Annotated in this window: 15 protein-coding genes; 12 read left to right on the plus strand and 3 right to left on the minus strand. The window is 40.0% G+C overall.

The window, feature by feature from the left end:
- Window positions 1-9 precede the first annotated feature (9 nt).
- Window positions 10-1,797 (plus strand): ABC transporter ATP-binding protein, encoded by a 1,788-nt coding sequence (locus HMPREF2697_RS07780; protein ID WP_070850252.1) that lies wholly within the window; start codon window positions 10-12, stop codon window positions 1,795-1,797.
- Between the two features lie 96 nt (window positions 1,798-1,893).
- Here the strand turns inward: HMPREF2697_RS07780 and queA are convergent, their stop codons facing one another.
- Window positions 1,894-2,937 carry a tRNA preQ1(34) S-adenosylmethionine ribosyltransferase-isomerase QueA gene (queA, locus tag HMPREF2697_RS07785; protein ID WP_070847540.1) on the minus strand — a complete coding sequence of 348 codons (1,044 nt, stop codon included), beginning with the start codon at window positions 2,935-2,937 and terminating at the stop codon, window positions 1,894-1,896.
- Window positions 2,938-3,087: 150 nt separating this feature from the next.
- Here queA and HMPREF2697_RS07790 point away from each other — a divergent pair, with 150 nt between their 5' ends.
- Window positions 3,088-3,789 carry a glucosamine-6-phosphate deaminase gene (locus tag HMPREF2697_RS07790; protein WP_070847538.1) on the plus strand — a complete coding sequence of 234 codons (702 nt, stop codon included), beginning with the start codon at window positions 3,088-3,090 and terminating at the stop codon, window positions 3,787-3,789.
- Window positions 3,790-3,936: 147 nt separating this feature from the next.
- Here HMPREF2697_RS07790 and HMPREF2697_RS07795 read toward each other — a convergent pair whose 3' ends face one another.
- Together HMPREF2697_RS07795 and HMPREF2697_RS07800 are read right to left on the minus strand one after the other, a co-directional pair.
- Window positions 3,937-5,232 carry a sensor histidine kinase gene (locus HMPREF2697_RS07795; protein ID WP_070850254.1) on the minus strand — a complete coding sequence of 432 codons (1,296 nt, stop codon included), beginning with the start codon at window positions 5,230-5,232 and terminating at the stop codon, window positions 3,937-3,939.
- Window positions 5,232-5,942, minus strand: a complete 711-nt coding sequence (locus HMPREF2697_RS07800) for a LytR/AlgR family response regulator transcription factor (RefSeq protein WP_070850256.1) — start codon at window positions 5,940-5,942, stop codon at window positions 5,232-5,234. The genes HMPREF2697_RS07795 and HMPREF2697_RS07800 overlap by 1 nt, the downstream gene beginning before the upstream one ends.
- 154 nt (window positions 5,943-6,096) lie before the next feature.
- On the opposite strand from HMPREF2697_RS07800, the gene HMPREF2697_RS07805 reads away from it, so the two are divergent.
- From HMPREF2697_RS07805 to ald, 10 genes are all read left to right on the plus strand, one after another.
- Window positions 6,097-7,008, plus strand: coding sequence for an ABC transporter ATP-binding protein (locus HMPREF2697_RS07805; RefSeq protein ID WP_070850258.1), 912 nt, complete (start codon window positions 6,097-6,099; stop codon window positions 7,006-7,008).
- Between the two features lies 1 nt (window position 7,009).
- Window positions 7,010-7,732, plus strand: a complete 723-nt coding sequence (locus HMPREF2697_RS07810) for an ABC transporter permease (RefSeq protein ID WP_070850260.1) — start codon at window positions 7,010-7,012, stop codon at window positions 7,730-7,732.
- A 189-nt stretch (window positions 7,733-7,921) separates the two neighbouring features.
- The gene (locus HMPREF2697_RS07815; protein WP_002889116.1) at window positions 7,922-8,905 is read left to right on the plus strand and encodes an oxygen-dependent tRNA uridine(34) hydroxylase TrhO; all 984 of its coding nucleotides are present in this window, start codon (window positions 7,922-7,924) and stop codon (window positions 8,903-8,905) included.
- A 178-nt stretch (window positions 8,906-9,083) separates the two neighbouring features.
- Window positions 9,084-9,281 carry a helix-turn-helix transcriptional regulator gene (locus tag HMPREF2697_RS07820; RefSeq protein WP_014621323.1) on the plus strand — a complete coding sequence of 66 codons (198 nt, stop codon included), beginning with the start codon at window positions 9,084-9,086 and terminating at the stop codon, window positions 9,279-9,281.
- Window positions 9,282-9,294: 13 nt separating this feature from the next.
- A complete protein-coding gene (locus tag HMPREF2697_RS07825; RefSeq protein ID WP_014621324.1) occupies window positions 9,295-9,789 on the plus strand; it encodes a DUF6773 family protein in 495 nt (164 codons plus the stop codon).
- A gap of 78 nt (window positions 9,790-9,867) precedes the next feature.
- Window positions 9,868-10,638 carry a nucleoside phosphorylase gene (locus tag HMPREF2697_RS07830; protein ID WP_070847536.1) on the plus strand — a complete coding sequence of 257 codons (771 nt, stop codon included), beginning with the start codon at window positions 9,868-9,870 and terminating at the stop codon, window positions 10,636-10,638.
- 90 nt (window positions 10,639-10,728) lie between these two features.
- Window positions 10,729-11,412, plus strand: coding sequence for a VIT1/CCC1 transporter family protein (locus HMPREF2697_RS07835; protein WP_002890291.1), 684 nt, complete (start codon window positions 10,729-10,731; stop codon window positions 11,410-11,412).
- Window positions 11,413-11,541: 129 nt separating this feature from the next.
- Window positions 11,542-12,261, plus strand: a complete 720-nt coding sequence (locus HMPREF2697_RS07840; RefSeq protein ID WP_070850262.1) for a 16S rRNA pseudouridine(516) synthase — start codon at window positions 11,542-11,544, stop codon at window positions 12,259-12,261.
- Between the two features lie 246 nt (window positions 12,262-12,507).
- A complete protein-coding gene (locus HMPREF2697_RS07845) occupies window positions 12,508-13,647 on the plus strand; it encodes an amidohydrolase (RefSeq protein WP_070850264.1) in 1,140 nt (379 codons plus the stop codon).
- 452 nt (window positions 13,648-14,099) lie between these two features.
- Window positions 14,100-15,212, plus strand: a complete 1,113-nt coding sequence (gene ald / locus HMPREF2697_RS07850; protein WP_070850267.1) for an alanine dehydrogenase — start codon at window positions 14,100-14,102, stop codon at window positions 15,210-15,212.
- Window positions 15,213-15,290 lie beyond the last annotated feature (78 nt).

The raw sequence follows: 15,290 nt of genomic DNA on the forward strand, positions 1-15,290 counted from the left end.
GAGGTCAAAATGAAGAATAATAAAAAGAAAACAACTCATTCCTCAAGTTTTGGCCGTCTTTGGTCATACTTGCAGGCCTATCGTTTGCCACTTTACCTAGCTATTTTCCTGAAAATTGTTAGTGTCATCATGAGTGTTCTCGAACCTGTGGTGATTGGATTAGCCATTACGGAACTGACTAAAAATACACTGGACATGTTCAAGGGTGTGGAAGGTGCTCATATCAACGTTTCCTATGTTGGTGTAGTTCTGATCTTTTATCTCTTGCGTGGTCTTATTTATGAGTTGGCTTCTTACTATTCCAACTATTTTATGACCAATGCCGTGCAGGCAACGGTTCAGGATATGCGTAATGAGATGACTGAGAAAATCAATCGTACCTCAGTGTCATACTTTGACAAGCATCAATTTGGGGACCTTTTGGGACGCTTTACCAGTGACGTCGAGACAGTTTCGAATGCCTTGCAGCAGTCCTTTTTGCAGGTAGTTAATGCGGTCTTCACTTTGGCCTTGGTTATCGGGACAGTGCTTTATCTTAATCTTCAATTGGGAGCTATAGTTGTCATCACTATTCCCATTACTTTCTTTGGTGCTCGCTTTATCATGAGTAAGTCTCAGCCCTATTTTAAGCAGCAGGCTGATGCCCTAGGTGCCCTTAACGGTTTTGTTCAGGAAAATCTGACTGGTTTCAACGTTCTTAAGCTATTTGGCCGTGAGGATAGGTCTTTGGACGACTTTAAAGAAATCACGGAAGACCTTCAGAAGGTAGGTTTTAAGGCCAATTTCATTTCAGGACTCATGATGCCTGTCCTTAATGGTTTATCTGACTTGACCTATCTGATTGTTGCTGTTCTTGGTGGTTTGCAAGTTTTGGCTGGTCGTTTGACGATTGGTAACATGCAGGCCTTTGTTCAGTATGTTTGGCAGATTAACCAACCCATTCAGAACTTGACTCAGTTGGCTGGACAATTGCAGAGTGCTAAATCTTCTTTGGACCGTATTTTCCAACTGATGGATGAACCAGACGAGGCGAATGATGTCACTGAAGTACTTGAAGGAGACTTGACTGGTCAAGTTAGCTTTAAGCATGTAGACTTCCAGTATGTTGCCGATAAACCTCTGATTCGTGACTTTAATCTTGAAGTCAATCCTGGTGAAATGGTGGCAATTGTCGGTCCTACCGGTGCTGGAAAATCAACCATTATCAACCTCCTCATGCGTTTTTATGATGTGACGGCTGGTTCTATTTCAGTGGATGGTCATGATATTCGTCACCTGTCACGTCAAGATTATCGTAAACAGTTTGGTATGGTGCTTCAGGATGCTTGGCTATATGAGGGAACTATCAAAGAAAATCTTCGCTTTGGTAATCTTGAGGCAACTGACGAAGAAATCGTTGAAGCTGCTAAGGCTGCCAATGTGGACCATTTTATCCGTACCTTGCCTGGCGGTTATAACATGGAAATGAACCAGGAATCTAGCAACATTTCACTGGGACAAAAGCAGCTTTTGACCATTGCCCGTGCGCTTTTGGCTGATCCAAAAATCTTGATTTTGGACGAGGCAACTTCATCAGTTGATACCCGTCTGGAACTCTTGATTCAAAAGGCCATGAAGACCCTTATGCAAGGTCGAACAAGCTTTGTCATCGCTCACCGTTTATCAACTATCCAAGAAGCAGACAAGATTTTGGTCCTTAAAGATGGTCAAATCATCGAACAAGGAAACCATGAATCCCTCCTTGCAGACAAAGGTTTCTATTACGACTTGTATAATAGCCAGTTTGCGGAGAAATAAACAAAAAATCCATCAGTTCATAACTGGTGGATTTTTTCTGAATGTGGAGATCAATAAAAGAGACTTCTCCTATAGGGAAAAGTCTCAAAATCAATATTATTTCTCAGCACGTCGTGTGACGAACATGGCATCTCCGAAACTGAAGAAGCGGTAGCGCTCTTGGACGGCGTGTTTATAGGCATCAAGGACGAATTCACGGCCAGCAAAGGCTGAAACCAACATCACCAAGGTTGATTTTGGAAGGTGGAAGTTGGTTGAGAAGGCATCTACGACTGTGAATTGGTAGCCTGGTTTGATAAAGATATTGGTCCAGCCTGAGTCGGCTTGGAGTTTGCCATCGTATTTATTGCCGATTGTTTCTAGTGTTCGGATAGAGGTTGTTCCAACAGCAACAATGCGACCTCCAGCAGCTTTGACACTATTGAGGGTATCGGCAGCTTCTTGGCTGAGAGTGTAAAACTCAGAGTGCATCTCATGTTCGTCAACATTCTCAACAGAAACAGGTCGGAAGGTTCCTAGTCCAACGTGAAGGGTGAGGTAGACCAATTTTACGCCTTTGGCTTCAATCTTTTGAAGTAATTCAGGAGTGAAATGGAGACCAGCTGTTGGAGCAGCGGCAGAGCCATTTTCCTTGGCATAGACTGTTTGGTAACGGTCGCGGTCTTCCAATTTTTCATGGATATAAGGTGGCAATGGCATCTCACCCAAACTTTCCAAAACCTCAAGGAAGATACCATCGTAGCTAAATTCTACGATTCGTCCACCGTGATCTAGTTCCTCAGTAACAGTGGCGGTCAAGCGTCCATCACCAAAACTGACTTTAGCACCTACTTTAAGGCGTTTGGCTGGTTTGGCTAAAACTTCCCATTGATCCCCTTGGGTATTTTTCAAAAGGAGAAATTCCACATGGCCGTGGGTATCAGGCTTTTCACCGTAGAGACGGGCAGGAAGCACGCGCGTATTGTTCATGACCAAGGCATCGCCAGGGTTAAGCTGGTCAATGATGTGGTCGAAGTGGGTATCAGTCATTTCCTTGGTTACAGGATCAATGACCAAGAGTTTAGAGGCATCACGTTGTTCCAATGGGGTTTGGGCAATTAGTTTCTCTGGTAGTTCAAAATCAAAATCGTTTGTATTCATTTGTTTCCTCGTTTAAAAATTTTCAGCCTTTTTATTATAGCACGATATAGGATGACAGTCATTAAAGGAGTTGAGTGAAAGCGCTTGACAAAAAGGTTAAAAAAAGAGATAATAAAGAAAATGGTATATACCAATATCGAGGTGAATAGAATGAAAAAGATTTTAGTTAAGAATCAAGTTGAGGGAGGCCAAGTTGCCTTTGATCTTCTTAAAGAGAGCCTTGCAGCGGGTGCTCAAACCTTGGGCTTGGCGACAGGTAGTTCACCTATCGCTCTTTACCAAGAGATGGTTGAGAGTGACGTGGATTTTTCAGAGCTTTACAGCGTCAATTTGGATGAGTACGTCGGACTAGCACCAGACCATGAGCAGAGCTACCATGCCTTTATGAAGGCTCAACTCTTTGATGCCAAGCCATTTAAGGAGAGCTTCTTGCCTGACGGCATGGCTGAGGACTTGGAGCAGGCGGCTAAGGATTACGATGACGTCTTGGCACACCATGTCATTGACTTGCAAATCCTAGGAATCGGAAGTAATGGGCACATTGGATTTAATGAGCCAGGTACGCCTTTTGATAGTCAAACTCATGTGGTTGACTTGACTGATAGCACCATTGAAGCCAATAGTCGTTTCTTTGCCAGTCGTGATCAAGTCCCTACGAAGGCTATTTCGATGGGAATTGCTTCTATTATGGCTGCTAAGAAGATTATCTTGTTTGCCTATGGTGACAAGAAGGCAGATGCCATTTTCAAGATGGCCAAGGGTCCGGTGACAGAGGAAGTCCCAGCTAGTGTCTTGCAAAATCATCCAGATGTGACTCTTATCCTAGATGAGGCAGCCGCTGCGAAATTGTAAGATAATACATAAGTCAAAAAGATGCGAGTATAGAAAAAACAGGTTGAGCTAATGCTACTCAACTTGTTTATTAATGAATAAATATAATATAGATTTTGACCTCAAATATTTACGTTACCTAATTATGACTCATTTTTCATCAATTACTTAAAGTTCTTTAGTCGGAATAGTCCCTATTTTTATTGGTAATAAAATCTCAATTTGATATTGTCCATCTTTTATAAAGCGTTTGATATTACCTTGATATTCTTTAACAAGAGCATCGATATTTCGCAACCCCCAGCCATCTTTTTGACGAGACTTACGAGTAGATTTTTCTTTTTCATCAAAATTATTTCTAATATTGATAAAAAGATTTTGTTGAAAGTATCGGATATTGAGTGATAAGCTTCTTTCTTTATTTGGTAGTCTGAGACAAGCTGCAATACTATTGTCTAGGCAGTTTCCTAATATAACAGCTAAAATATCTGGTTGAATAGATAATTCTTGTGGTACAAAGCAATCAATTTCCATTTTTATCTCATCTTTTAAATGATGTAGTTTTTGGTTAAGTAAAAAATTAATAGTTTGATTTTTAGAGTAGAAAGTTTGTTCACCTACTATACTATCTATTAATGAATAAAGATAATCTTTTGCCTCTTCAGGATTTTTCTCTAAAAGCGATAAAAGAGTCAAATGTTTATTTTTTAAGTCATGCCGAAGGCTTTGGAGACGTTGATACTCTTCTTGAGATTGTTGTATTTCCCGAACTTGGAACTGTAACTGTTCTTTTTCCAATTGGTTTTGGTAATATTGCTGCTGTTGACGAGCAAGGTACAGATTAAAATAAAGAGAGGAGAGTGTTAATACAATGAGAGATGAGAGAGAAATGATTGAAAGGTAATCTGCTCCAAATACCCCTCCTTGAATAGCAGATATTGTAAATGCAAAGAAAATAGATAAAAGAGGCACGATAAACTGATAAAGCCAGTTCCCCTTAGAAGTAGCAATACGAAGCCTTTGATGGGACAGAAGAAGCTTTCGTAAAATAAGAGTTATTCCTGTAGACAAGAAGAAACTTATTCCGAGATACAAACTAATAGCTTCTAAATTTTTTGATAGTTCCCCTAAAGGTAAAATGAGTTGGATTCCTTGGTTTAGGACGGCCCCTGCTAACAAACTTAGACTAGTTTGTAAAAGAATCCAAAAGGAAGACTGGCGAATAGGATAATCAAAATTGAGGCCGATTAGATAGTATTCTAAAATGTTTAGAAGGAGATTACTGACCAAAAAAATACGACTTTCAGAGAATAGGAACACGAGTCCCCCATGAAAAATCAATATGAAAAAAAGGGCTATTAAAGGCTTCTTTTTCATATTGATTTTAGAGAATGGTCTATAAAATAAAATACTTGCTAGAAATAAATCGTACAAGATACTGATTATTCGTAATCCTACTAACATTAAAAATGCCTTTCACTGAGATAGCTGTAATACTTTTCTTTAAAAGAAAACTGAAACTTTCTACTAATTGGGAGTAGGTGTTCTTCAGCCACATTTAGTAAAATAGTAACTGTTTTTGAATCAAAGTCTTTGATGTATTTGGGGTTTAAAATATAGGAAGCATGAATTTGAATAAAATAATTAGGGAGTTTTTCCAAAATCTCTTTTGTTTTTAGTAGAGACTTGTAGGTACCTGTCTTTGTGTATATAAATACTGAACGTTTATCTTTTTCAAAAAATACAATATCGCTCGAAGGGACAGAATAATTGTGTTTACCAAATGAGAAGGTAAAAAGTGCTTGGCCTATATCCAAAAAACGCAAAATACGATCCAATACCTTCGTTAACTTTTGAGGTTCTATCGGTTTTACGATATAGTCAAAAGTCTGAACTTCGAAGACTTGCTCCATATAATCACGATAACTTGTCACAAAAATAATAGGAATGAAAGGATTAAATTTTCTAATCTTCTGTGCTACGTCAATTCCATTGATTCCTGGCATATTAATATCCAAAAAGACACAGTGGATGTCTGGCGTCAGCTGATTTAAGAGTTTTTGTGGATTTGTATAAAGTTTTGTTTCTAGAGGAAATTTATCATAAGAAAGTAAATAATGTTCTAATCGGCTAGCATCTCTATCAGAGTCATCACAAATAGCAACTTTCAACATTGAAAACCTCCTCACTCATTTCTGTATGTTAATTATAACGTTAAAATGGTCAATTATGACATAATCATAAGACTCTCTTAAGGTTATTATACAATAACCCTATCAAAAATGAAGTATGCTGGGAAATCTTTTCTCAATACGGAGAAATAAAATTATGACCTTTAAGACGCTCACCATTGAAAATCTAACAAAATCATTTGATAAACAACATTTTGCTAATAACCATATCTTCTTAGAGATAGAAGCTGCAAAAATCACAGCTTTTTTAGGACATAATGGTGCTGGTAAATCAACCCTTTTAAAGCAAATGATTGGCTTTATTAAGCCTGATCAGGGAGATGTTCACTATGGAGATATTTCTTTTATACATAACCGTAAACAAGCTCGAACAATGATGAGTTATATGTCACAACAGTATGCACCACTTGACAAGTTAACTGTTGAGCAAAATTTAGAGATGATTGGAAGAATGAGAGGGTTAAGCACCTCAGAACTCCAAAAAGAAATTGATTACCTTCTAGCAGATCTAGAAATAGTAGAATACCGTGATAAACAAGGGAAGAATCTTTCAGGAGGTCTAAAACGGCTTACATCTTTTGCGATGGCATTAATAGGCTCTGCTGATATCATGCTTCTTGACGAACCAACCAACGATGTTGATCCTGTACGTCGTGAAAAACAGTGGCAATTATTACAAAAGCTGGCTTATAAAGGACACACTATTATCATTGTTACCCACAATCTACTAGAGGTCGAAAAATATGCGGATAATTTTGCTCTTTTTAACCATGGTAAATTATTAAAATCTGGTCCAGTCCACCAAATGTCTTATAAAAATCATTATCAAATTTCTTTCAAATTTGTTAGTAAAGAATTTGTAAGTCTATTCGAAAATTATACGATAGTCAATGGTTGTGTTTGTCAGATGGAAATTGAAGAAAGTGAATTAACCCGAATACTCATTCAAGTTAAGGAAGGTCTAGAAAAAGGGCTTATTTCAAACCTTTCGGTTAAGATGAAAACATTATCTATTTCCGATCTCTATAAAGAGGAGCTTGTTAACTGATATGACTCAATTTTTTTACTTACTTCGTTGGAACTTTCTTCGACAAAAAAATCTATTCATTCTATTCACATTAGCTCAAGTGCTTTTGTCCGTTTCACTTCTTTTTGGGTATCCGTTGGTAATTGGTAAGATGGATACAACAACTGCCTACTATCTTGCCTCTGGATCAGTTTTAATGGGAGTTATTTCTATTGGTTGTACGATTTCATCTCCTGTCATAGCCAATGCCAAGTCAGAAGGTCATGTGGACTATATTCGAGCTTTACCTATTCCTAGGATTCTAATTTCTTTAGCTGACCTATGTATATGGTTAATTGCTATTTTACCAGGTGTATTCATCTCTTTTATATTAGGCTGTCTTCGCTTTTCTGTACAATTAAATTTGTCAATTTTGTCTGTTTTTGTGATGTTGCTTATTTGCCTAACAATGATTAGTCTAGGATTTTCAATTGCTTATATATTTTCCCAAAATATTGTAACGCTAATGTCTCAACTTATTTTAATGATTGGTCTTATGTTTTCACCTATCATGTATCCGGCAAGTCGTCTTCCAGATTGGCTAGATCAACTTTATTATCTACTTCCATTTGTCCCTTCTGCGAATCTTCTTAGAGCTAGCTTTTATAGACATGGAACTGTTTCGCTTGTAGATATAGGAGTTCTTATTTTCTGGATTTTTCTGACACAACTGCTTATCTTAGGAACACTACATAAAGAATTGTAAAACTATCTTGTGGAAAACAATCCCACGAAACTCAGGTTGAGGCATTTGGCACTCAACCTTTTTCTTTTGTGAAAAGTTACTTACAAGCAAATCAATTGCCTAGCCCACTTTGATAGCGCTATAATAGTTAAGTTGACTTTGATTATCAAACAACAGATATAGATATTTCATAAAGAAAGAGGACATACAATGGCAAAACCTATTCGAGTATTGCTTTATTATAAATACCTTCCCATTGAAAACGCTGAGCAATTTGCAGCTGACCACTTGGCTTTCTGTAAGTCAATCGGTCTGAAAGGACGCATCTTGGTCGCCGACGAGGGAATTAATGGAACGGTTTCTGGTGACTATGAAACCACTCAAAAATACATGGACTATGTTCACAGCCTTCCAGGGATGGAGGACCTTTGGTTCAAGATTGATGAGGAAGAGGAGCAAGCTTTCAAGAAGATGTTTGTTCGCTACAAGAAGGAAATCGTTCACCTTGGCTTAGAGGATGATAATTTTGACAGTGACATCAATCCACTTGAAACAACGGGTGCCTACTTGTCACCAAAAGAGTTTAAAGACGCCCTTTTAGATGAGGACACTGTTGTCCTCGATACACGTAACGACTATGAGTATGACCTTGGTCACTTCCGTGGAGCCATTCGTCCAGACATTCGTAACTTCCGTGAATTGCCACAATGGGTCCGTGACCATAAAGAAGAGTTCATGGACAAGCGCGTGGTTGTGTACTGTACTGGTGGTGTCCGCTGTGAGAAATTCTCAGGTTGGATGGTCCGTGAAGGCTACAAAGATGTTGGTCAGTTGCACGGTGGAATTGCCACTTACGGAAAAGATCCAGAGGTTCAAGGGGAGCTTTGGGATGGTAAGATGTATGTCTTTGACGAGCGTATTGCCGTTGACATCAACCATGTAGATCCTGTCGTTGTCGGTAAGGATTGGTTCGATGGGACGCCTTGCGAACGCTATGTCAACTGCGGTAACCCATTCTGTAACCGTCGTATTCTTGCTTCAGAGGAAAATGAAGACAAGTACCTCCGCGGCTGCTCACATGAATGCCGTGTTCACCCACGCAACCGTTATGTCTCTGAAAATGGTTTGAGCCAAGAAGAAGTTGTCGAACGTCTTGCGGCAATTGGTGAAAGCTTAGATGTAACACCTGCTTAAGTTTAAATAGTGAAGAAGCTGAGAGAAATCTCAGTTTTTTATTTTGCAATTTATTTCTAAAATAATGACATATATATATTGCAAATGGAAATATATAGTGTATAATTAAGATGAAAACAGATGGTGAACCTAATCAATGTCGACGATAATATCAGATAAGATGAAAAGGAGGGGGCATGTGGCAAAGAATTTACGCTTAAAAGCAGCTCGAGCAGAGCATGATATGACCCAGGGTGACTTGGCAGAAGCGGTAGGTGCAACAAGACAAACCATAGGGTTGATTGAAGCTGGAAAGTACAATCCCAGTCTAGCCCTATGTATTGCCATTTGCAAAACACTGGACAGGACTTTGGATCAACTGTTTTGGGAGATTTAGGAAGGAAGTAAAGATGATGAAATTTAAGCTTGTTAATAATAAAGTTACAGATGAACGAGAAAAAGCTCTAAATAATAAAGTTGGTGCAGAATGTTTTTACATAATGATTGCTGGGACGCTTGCGTGCTTGGTCTATAGTTCCTTCTTTAACAAGGGGGTTATTACCTCTAATTACTTGGCCTTTCCATTATTTATAGCATGGATTTGGTCTATTTATAGATCTGAACGACTTAGTGTTAACACATTTGGGGGTTCCGGAATGACAGTCTTAGGTTGTTTACTGGTGACTGCGCTTATCACTCTTATGATAATGTCAGCTAACTATCAGTTTAACCACAATGTCTATCATAATAATCCCCTGGATCCTAGATATCTCATGGCTTGGCCACTTACTTATATTTTGTATATTCCCTTTGTCTTTTTTATGAATTGGGCTCTCACAGCACTGGGAAGATATGAGAGAAGACGTCTTGAAAAACAGCTGGACGATTTGGAGAATGAAGAATAAATAGTGATAGAATCAGACCGTTCTTTTTGGTCTGATTTTTTTGTGTTATAATGGGTCCTAAAACTAAGGAGGTCACGTATGCTACTAACTGAATTTGATGATAATAGACAAGCGATTATCAATCCCGAGGACTTGAATGAGCCTCTTGAGGGGTTTCCTAAAATAGCTGTATCCTGTTTTTCTCGTTCGACCTTTCAACGAATGCTTGAGATGTTTCCTCATGAACTTATCTATGAAACGTCCATGGCGAATGTGGCTATTCCGATATATAAGCTTGTTATTGATGAGCAGGAGTTGGCTCTTTTTAATGCACCTGTAGGTGCCTCTGCCTGTGTGGCTATTTTAGAGGATATTTTTGCTTTGGGAACTGATAAACTGGTGCTCTTTGGGACTTGTGGGGTGCTTGATGAAGATATTAAAGAGACTTCTATTATTATCCCTAGTCATGCTCTTAGAGATGAAGGAACGAGTTTTCACTATGTGGAAGCTAGCAATGAGATTGCGGTAAATGTGGGTGTTTTAGCTTGTTTTCGTTCCTATCTCAATGAGCGTCAGATTCCTCATAAGGAAGGCAAGGTCTGGACAACTGATGGTATTTACCGTGAGACGAGTGCTAAACTCAAAGCTCGAAAGGCAGCAAGGGCCATTTGTGTGGATATGGAGTGCTCTGCAGTTGCAGCTTTAGCAAAGTTTAGAGGTGTTGAGGTCTGCCACTTCTTCTATGCTGCGGATCACCTTTCTGAAGGTAATTGGGACGCTCGTAACCTGATGAATCATATGGACTTGGATGAAAAGGACAAGGTGGCTTTATTAGCTTTGGAGTTTGCGTGTGACTGGAGTAAACCTTAAAAATTCTACTTTTCAAACTTCTTATTTGTAATCATTCTAAATAACTGCTATAATACTTTTTAGAATCATTCTAAATAAGGAGTAAGAGAATTGGAAGATAAGAATTTTGCAGAACGCTTAAATATTTTGAGAGCTGGTGTTTTGGGTGCCAATGATGGCATCATTTCCATTGCAGGAGTGGTTATCGGTGTGGCCAGTGCGACATCAAACATCTGGTTCATCTTGATTTCTGCTTTATCAGCGATTTTTGCTGGTGCCTTTTCGATGGCAGGTGGCGAATATGTCAGTGTGTCAACGCAAAAAGATACTGAAGAAGCTGCTATCGCTAAGGAACAAGCCCTCTTGGACCGCTCTCCTGAGGCAGCTAGAGAGAGTTTGTATCAAACCTTCCTCAGTCAGGGGGATTGTGAAACGGCAGCTGAAGTTAAGGTTAATCAAGCCTTCAATAAGAATCCGATTAAGGTCTTAGTTGAGGAAAAATATGGGGTGGATTTAGATGAAATTACGAATCCATGGCATGCTGCTGTCTCTAGTTTCCTGGCCTTTTCAGTTGGTTCCTTGCCACCAGCCCTAGCTATTATGCTGTTCCCTGAGCCTTACCGTATTCCTGTAACAGTGGTCGTGGTTGCCCTTACCTTGCTCTTGACTGGTTATATCAGTGCCAAGCTCGGAAAAGCACCTGTTAAGCAAGCGATGTTGCGTAACTTGACAGTAGGACTCTTGACCATGCTTGTGACCTTCTTGGTCGGGCATATCTTCCATGTAAATGTGTAAGTGTTAATAATGTGATAAGTCTATCTTTTAAGGTAGACTTTTTGTTTCATCCAGAGTTCTTTTGATACCTTTCTTATGTCCTCCTTTTTTAGTCTGCTAGACCAGGCTTATCCGTGGTACAATAAGGTTATGCGTTTAGACAAATTATTAGGACAGGCAGGCTATGGTTCCCGCAATCAGGTTAAGAAGCTCATTCGTAGTCGTCAAGTTTATGTAGATGGTGTCTTGGCGGATAGAGATAATCTTAATGTGGATGCTAGTCTTCAAACCATCACGGTTTCTGGTAAGGAACTGGAGCATACGCCAGAAGTTTACTATCTCATGAATAAGCCAGCAGGTGTAGTGTCAGCTCGAAAGGACAAGAAACACCAAACAGTCATTGATTTGATTAAGCCTGAAGATCAGCGAGACGGTCTTTATCCTGTGGGCCGATTGGATAGAGACACGGAGGGTTTGGTGCTGATTACCAATAATGGCCCCTTGGGCTTTTCCATGCTTCACCCCCGCTATCATGTGGCTAAGACTTATTATGTTGAGGTCAATGATGTTCTTGGGCCTGATGCACCTGCCTTTTTTGAGTCAGGTGTTGTCTTTGAGGATGGTACTGTTTGTAAATCTGCTCAGCTAGAAATTCTAAGTTCTGCAAGTGATAAGAGTAGTGCTCATATCACGATTTCGGAAGGTAAGTTTCATCAAGTGAAAAAGATGTTCTTGGCTTATGGGGTCAAGGTGACCTATCTTAAGCGGATTTCTTTTGGAGCGTTTAAGCTTGATGAAGGGATAGCAGTAGGTTCCTATCGAGCGTTAACGGAAGCGGAAAAAGTGATTTTGCGTACTTATTTGGGCTAGTCATTTCTTCTTATTAAGGTATGATAGGAACTTTCAATCTCCTGATAGGTCTACCCTATCACTAGGCTTTATACTGTAAGGCCCATAAGGACGGTCTTTTCTAGGGGTATAAGTAAAACTTATGACATTCTATAAGTTTTTTTAATTTTTCAAGCCTTATTTCTGGTGGTATGATGGTATCAATTCGATTGAGAACTTAAGTAAGTCAGGGCAATGAGCAGGTCTAATCAGAGAGGGAGGTTCATTATGACAGAAGCATTTTATGATCATTTAGCAAAGACACGTCATCAGATTCACCAACATCCAGAGGTTTCTGAGGAGGAGCATGAGACGACAGTCTTTTTGAAAGGTTATTTGAAAAATCTAGGTATTGAGCCTTTAAATTATCCTTTGAAGACAGGACTCATCGCTGAGATTGGGTCAGGTCATCCGATTATTGCTTTGCGTGCTGATATTGATGCCCTACCGATTAAGGAAAAGACAGGACTTCCTTATGCCAGCGATAATGGGGCTATGCATGCTTGTGGTCATGACTTTCACCAGACCTCTCTGCTTGGAGCTGCTCAGCTTTTAAAAGAAAGAGAAGCAGAGCTTAAGGGGACCATTCGATTGATTTTCCAACCAGCCGAGGAGAATTTCCAAGGGGCCTATCAGGTCATTGAAGCGGGTGGTCTTGACGGTGTGTCAGCTATCATCGGTTATCACAATAATCCTCACTTGAAACCTGGTCAGATTGGACTTCGTTCGGGGGCTATCATGGCTGGTGTGGAGCAGTTTAGAGTTGATGTTAAGGGTGTTTCTTCCCATGCGGCTCGTCCTGATTTGGGTGTAGATACGGTCTTGGTTACTACGACTATCATCAACAACTTACAACAGATTGTGGCTCGTACAGTATCGCCCTTTGAATCAGCAGTATTGTCAGTTACTCATATCGAAGTTGGAAATACTTGGAATGTTCTTCCAGCAGCAGGCTTTTTTGAAGGAACGATCCGTACCTTTGAGCCTAAGGTTCGTGAAGATGTCATTGTTCGCTTTGAAAAGGTCGTTCAGGCGACATCAGACCAGTTCGGTGCTCAAGTTGACATTACTTGGGGCAATTCACCTTATGTGACCTACAATGACCAGACGCTTACACCTCTCATCTTTGAAAATTCTAAGGCCTTCGCAGAAGTGATTGAAACCTTGCCATCAACAGGGGGCGAAGACTTTGCGGCTTATCAAAAGGAAATACCAGGAGTCTTTGCCTTTGTTGGCTCAAATGGTGAAGATAATGCACCAGACTGGCACCATGATGATTTCCTTGTGAAAGATGAGGCCTTGCCAGTAGCTGTTAATTACTATGTGGAAAACGCCCTCTTTCTACTTGACTATTTTAAGGAGCAATAAAAATAACCATTCCCTTAATCGGTATTACCAGTAATGAAAAACCTGTCGAAGAAGGAAGTCCCATTTATAGGTGTTCAGTGGCACCCCGAGTTCCTCTTGGGCCATAAGCAATTAGCAGATCAAGGACTCTTTGATTATTTTGTTAAGAGTTTTAAATAAGGTTTTAGGACTTTACATTGGTGCCACTTTTGAAATTGAAAAGGAGGACGTGCCTAAGGAGAAATATTCTTTTGATCATTTAGTTTACACTTAAGAACCCAGCCGATTGGTTGGGTTCTTTTGTCGTATTTTAGAAGCAAGATTTCAGGATTTAAAAAGGAGGGAAGATTTTTCACTTGCTATTTTTGAGCTTTTTAGATAAAATGAAAGCGTTATCATTTCAAAAAAAGATAGGAAGTGGTCAAGTCATCTTTATGATGGTTGACCTTATAACTTCCGAATAAGGAGAAAATATGCTAATTGGTATTCCAAAAGAAATCAAAAATAACGAGAACCGTGTGGCTCTAACGCCTGCTGGAGTGCAAAGTCTTGTAGCTAAAGGTCATGAAGTCCTTATTGAAACCAATGCAGGTCTTGGATCTGGCTTTGCGGATGCAGATTATGCAAATCAAGGTGCTAAAATCGTTGCTACTGCTGCTGAAGCATGGGCAGCTGAGCTCGTAGTTAAGGTTAAGGAGCCTCTTGCTGCAGAATATGGCTTCCTTCGTGAGGATCTTTTACTCTTTACCTACTTACACATGGCAGCAGCTCCAGAATTGGCAGATGCTATGGTCAATGCTAAGACAACAGGTGTGGCTTACGAAACAGTACGTAGCCAAGAAGGTCATCTACCACTTTTGGTTCCAATGAGTGAAGTAGCAGGACGTATGGCCGTTCAAATCGGTGCACATTTCTTGACCAAACAAGAGGGTGGTTCAGGTGTTCTCCTAGGTGGTGTGCCTGGAGTTCCTAAAGGTAAAGTCACAATTATTGGTGGTGGTGTCGTAGGGACACATGCAGCCCGTATTGCCCTTGGACTTGGAGCTCAAGTGACTATCCTTGATATCAGTGCCAAACGTTTGTCTGTCCTCGAAGAGGTCTTTGGTAGCCAAATTCAAACACTGATGTCAAATCCGCTCAACATTGAAGCGAGCGTTCGTGATGCTGACGTGGTTATCGGTGCAGTTCTTATCCCAGGGGCAAAAGCACCAAAACTTGTTACTGACCATATGGTTAGACAAATGCGTCCAGGGTCAGTTATTGTCGACGTTGCCGTTGACCAAGGTGGGGTTGTTGAAACTGCGGATCGCGTGACCACTCACGATGAGCCTGTTTATGAAACACATGGTGTTCTTCACTATGCCGTTGCCAATATCCCAGGAGCTGTGGCACGTACATCAACCATTGCTCTTACTAATGTCACTTTGCCTTATATCGAAGCCCTTGCAGGAAAAGGATTCAGAAAAGCAATTAACGACGACGAAGGTCTTCGTCAAGGGGTTACAACCTACCAAGGTCATATCACTAGCAAACCAGTTGCAAAGGGTCTAAACAGAGAATATACATCAATTGACGAATTGGCTTAAACAGAGTAACTTATCATACATAAAAAGGCGTCGCACCATGATAGTGATATGCCCCCTGTCAAGTAGACAGGTTAAATA

The organism is Streptococcus sp. HMSC064D12 (assembly GCF_001837205.1).
GTDB classification, from domain to species: domain Bacteria; phylum Bacillota; class Bacilli; order Lactobacillales; family Streptococcaceae; genus Streptococcus; species Streptococcus salivarius_D.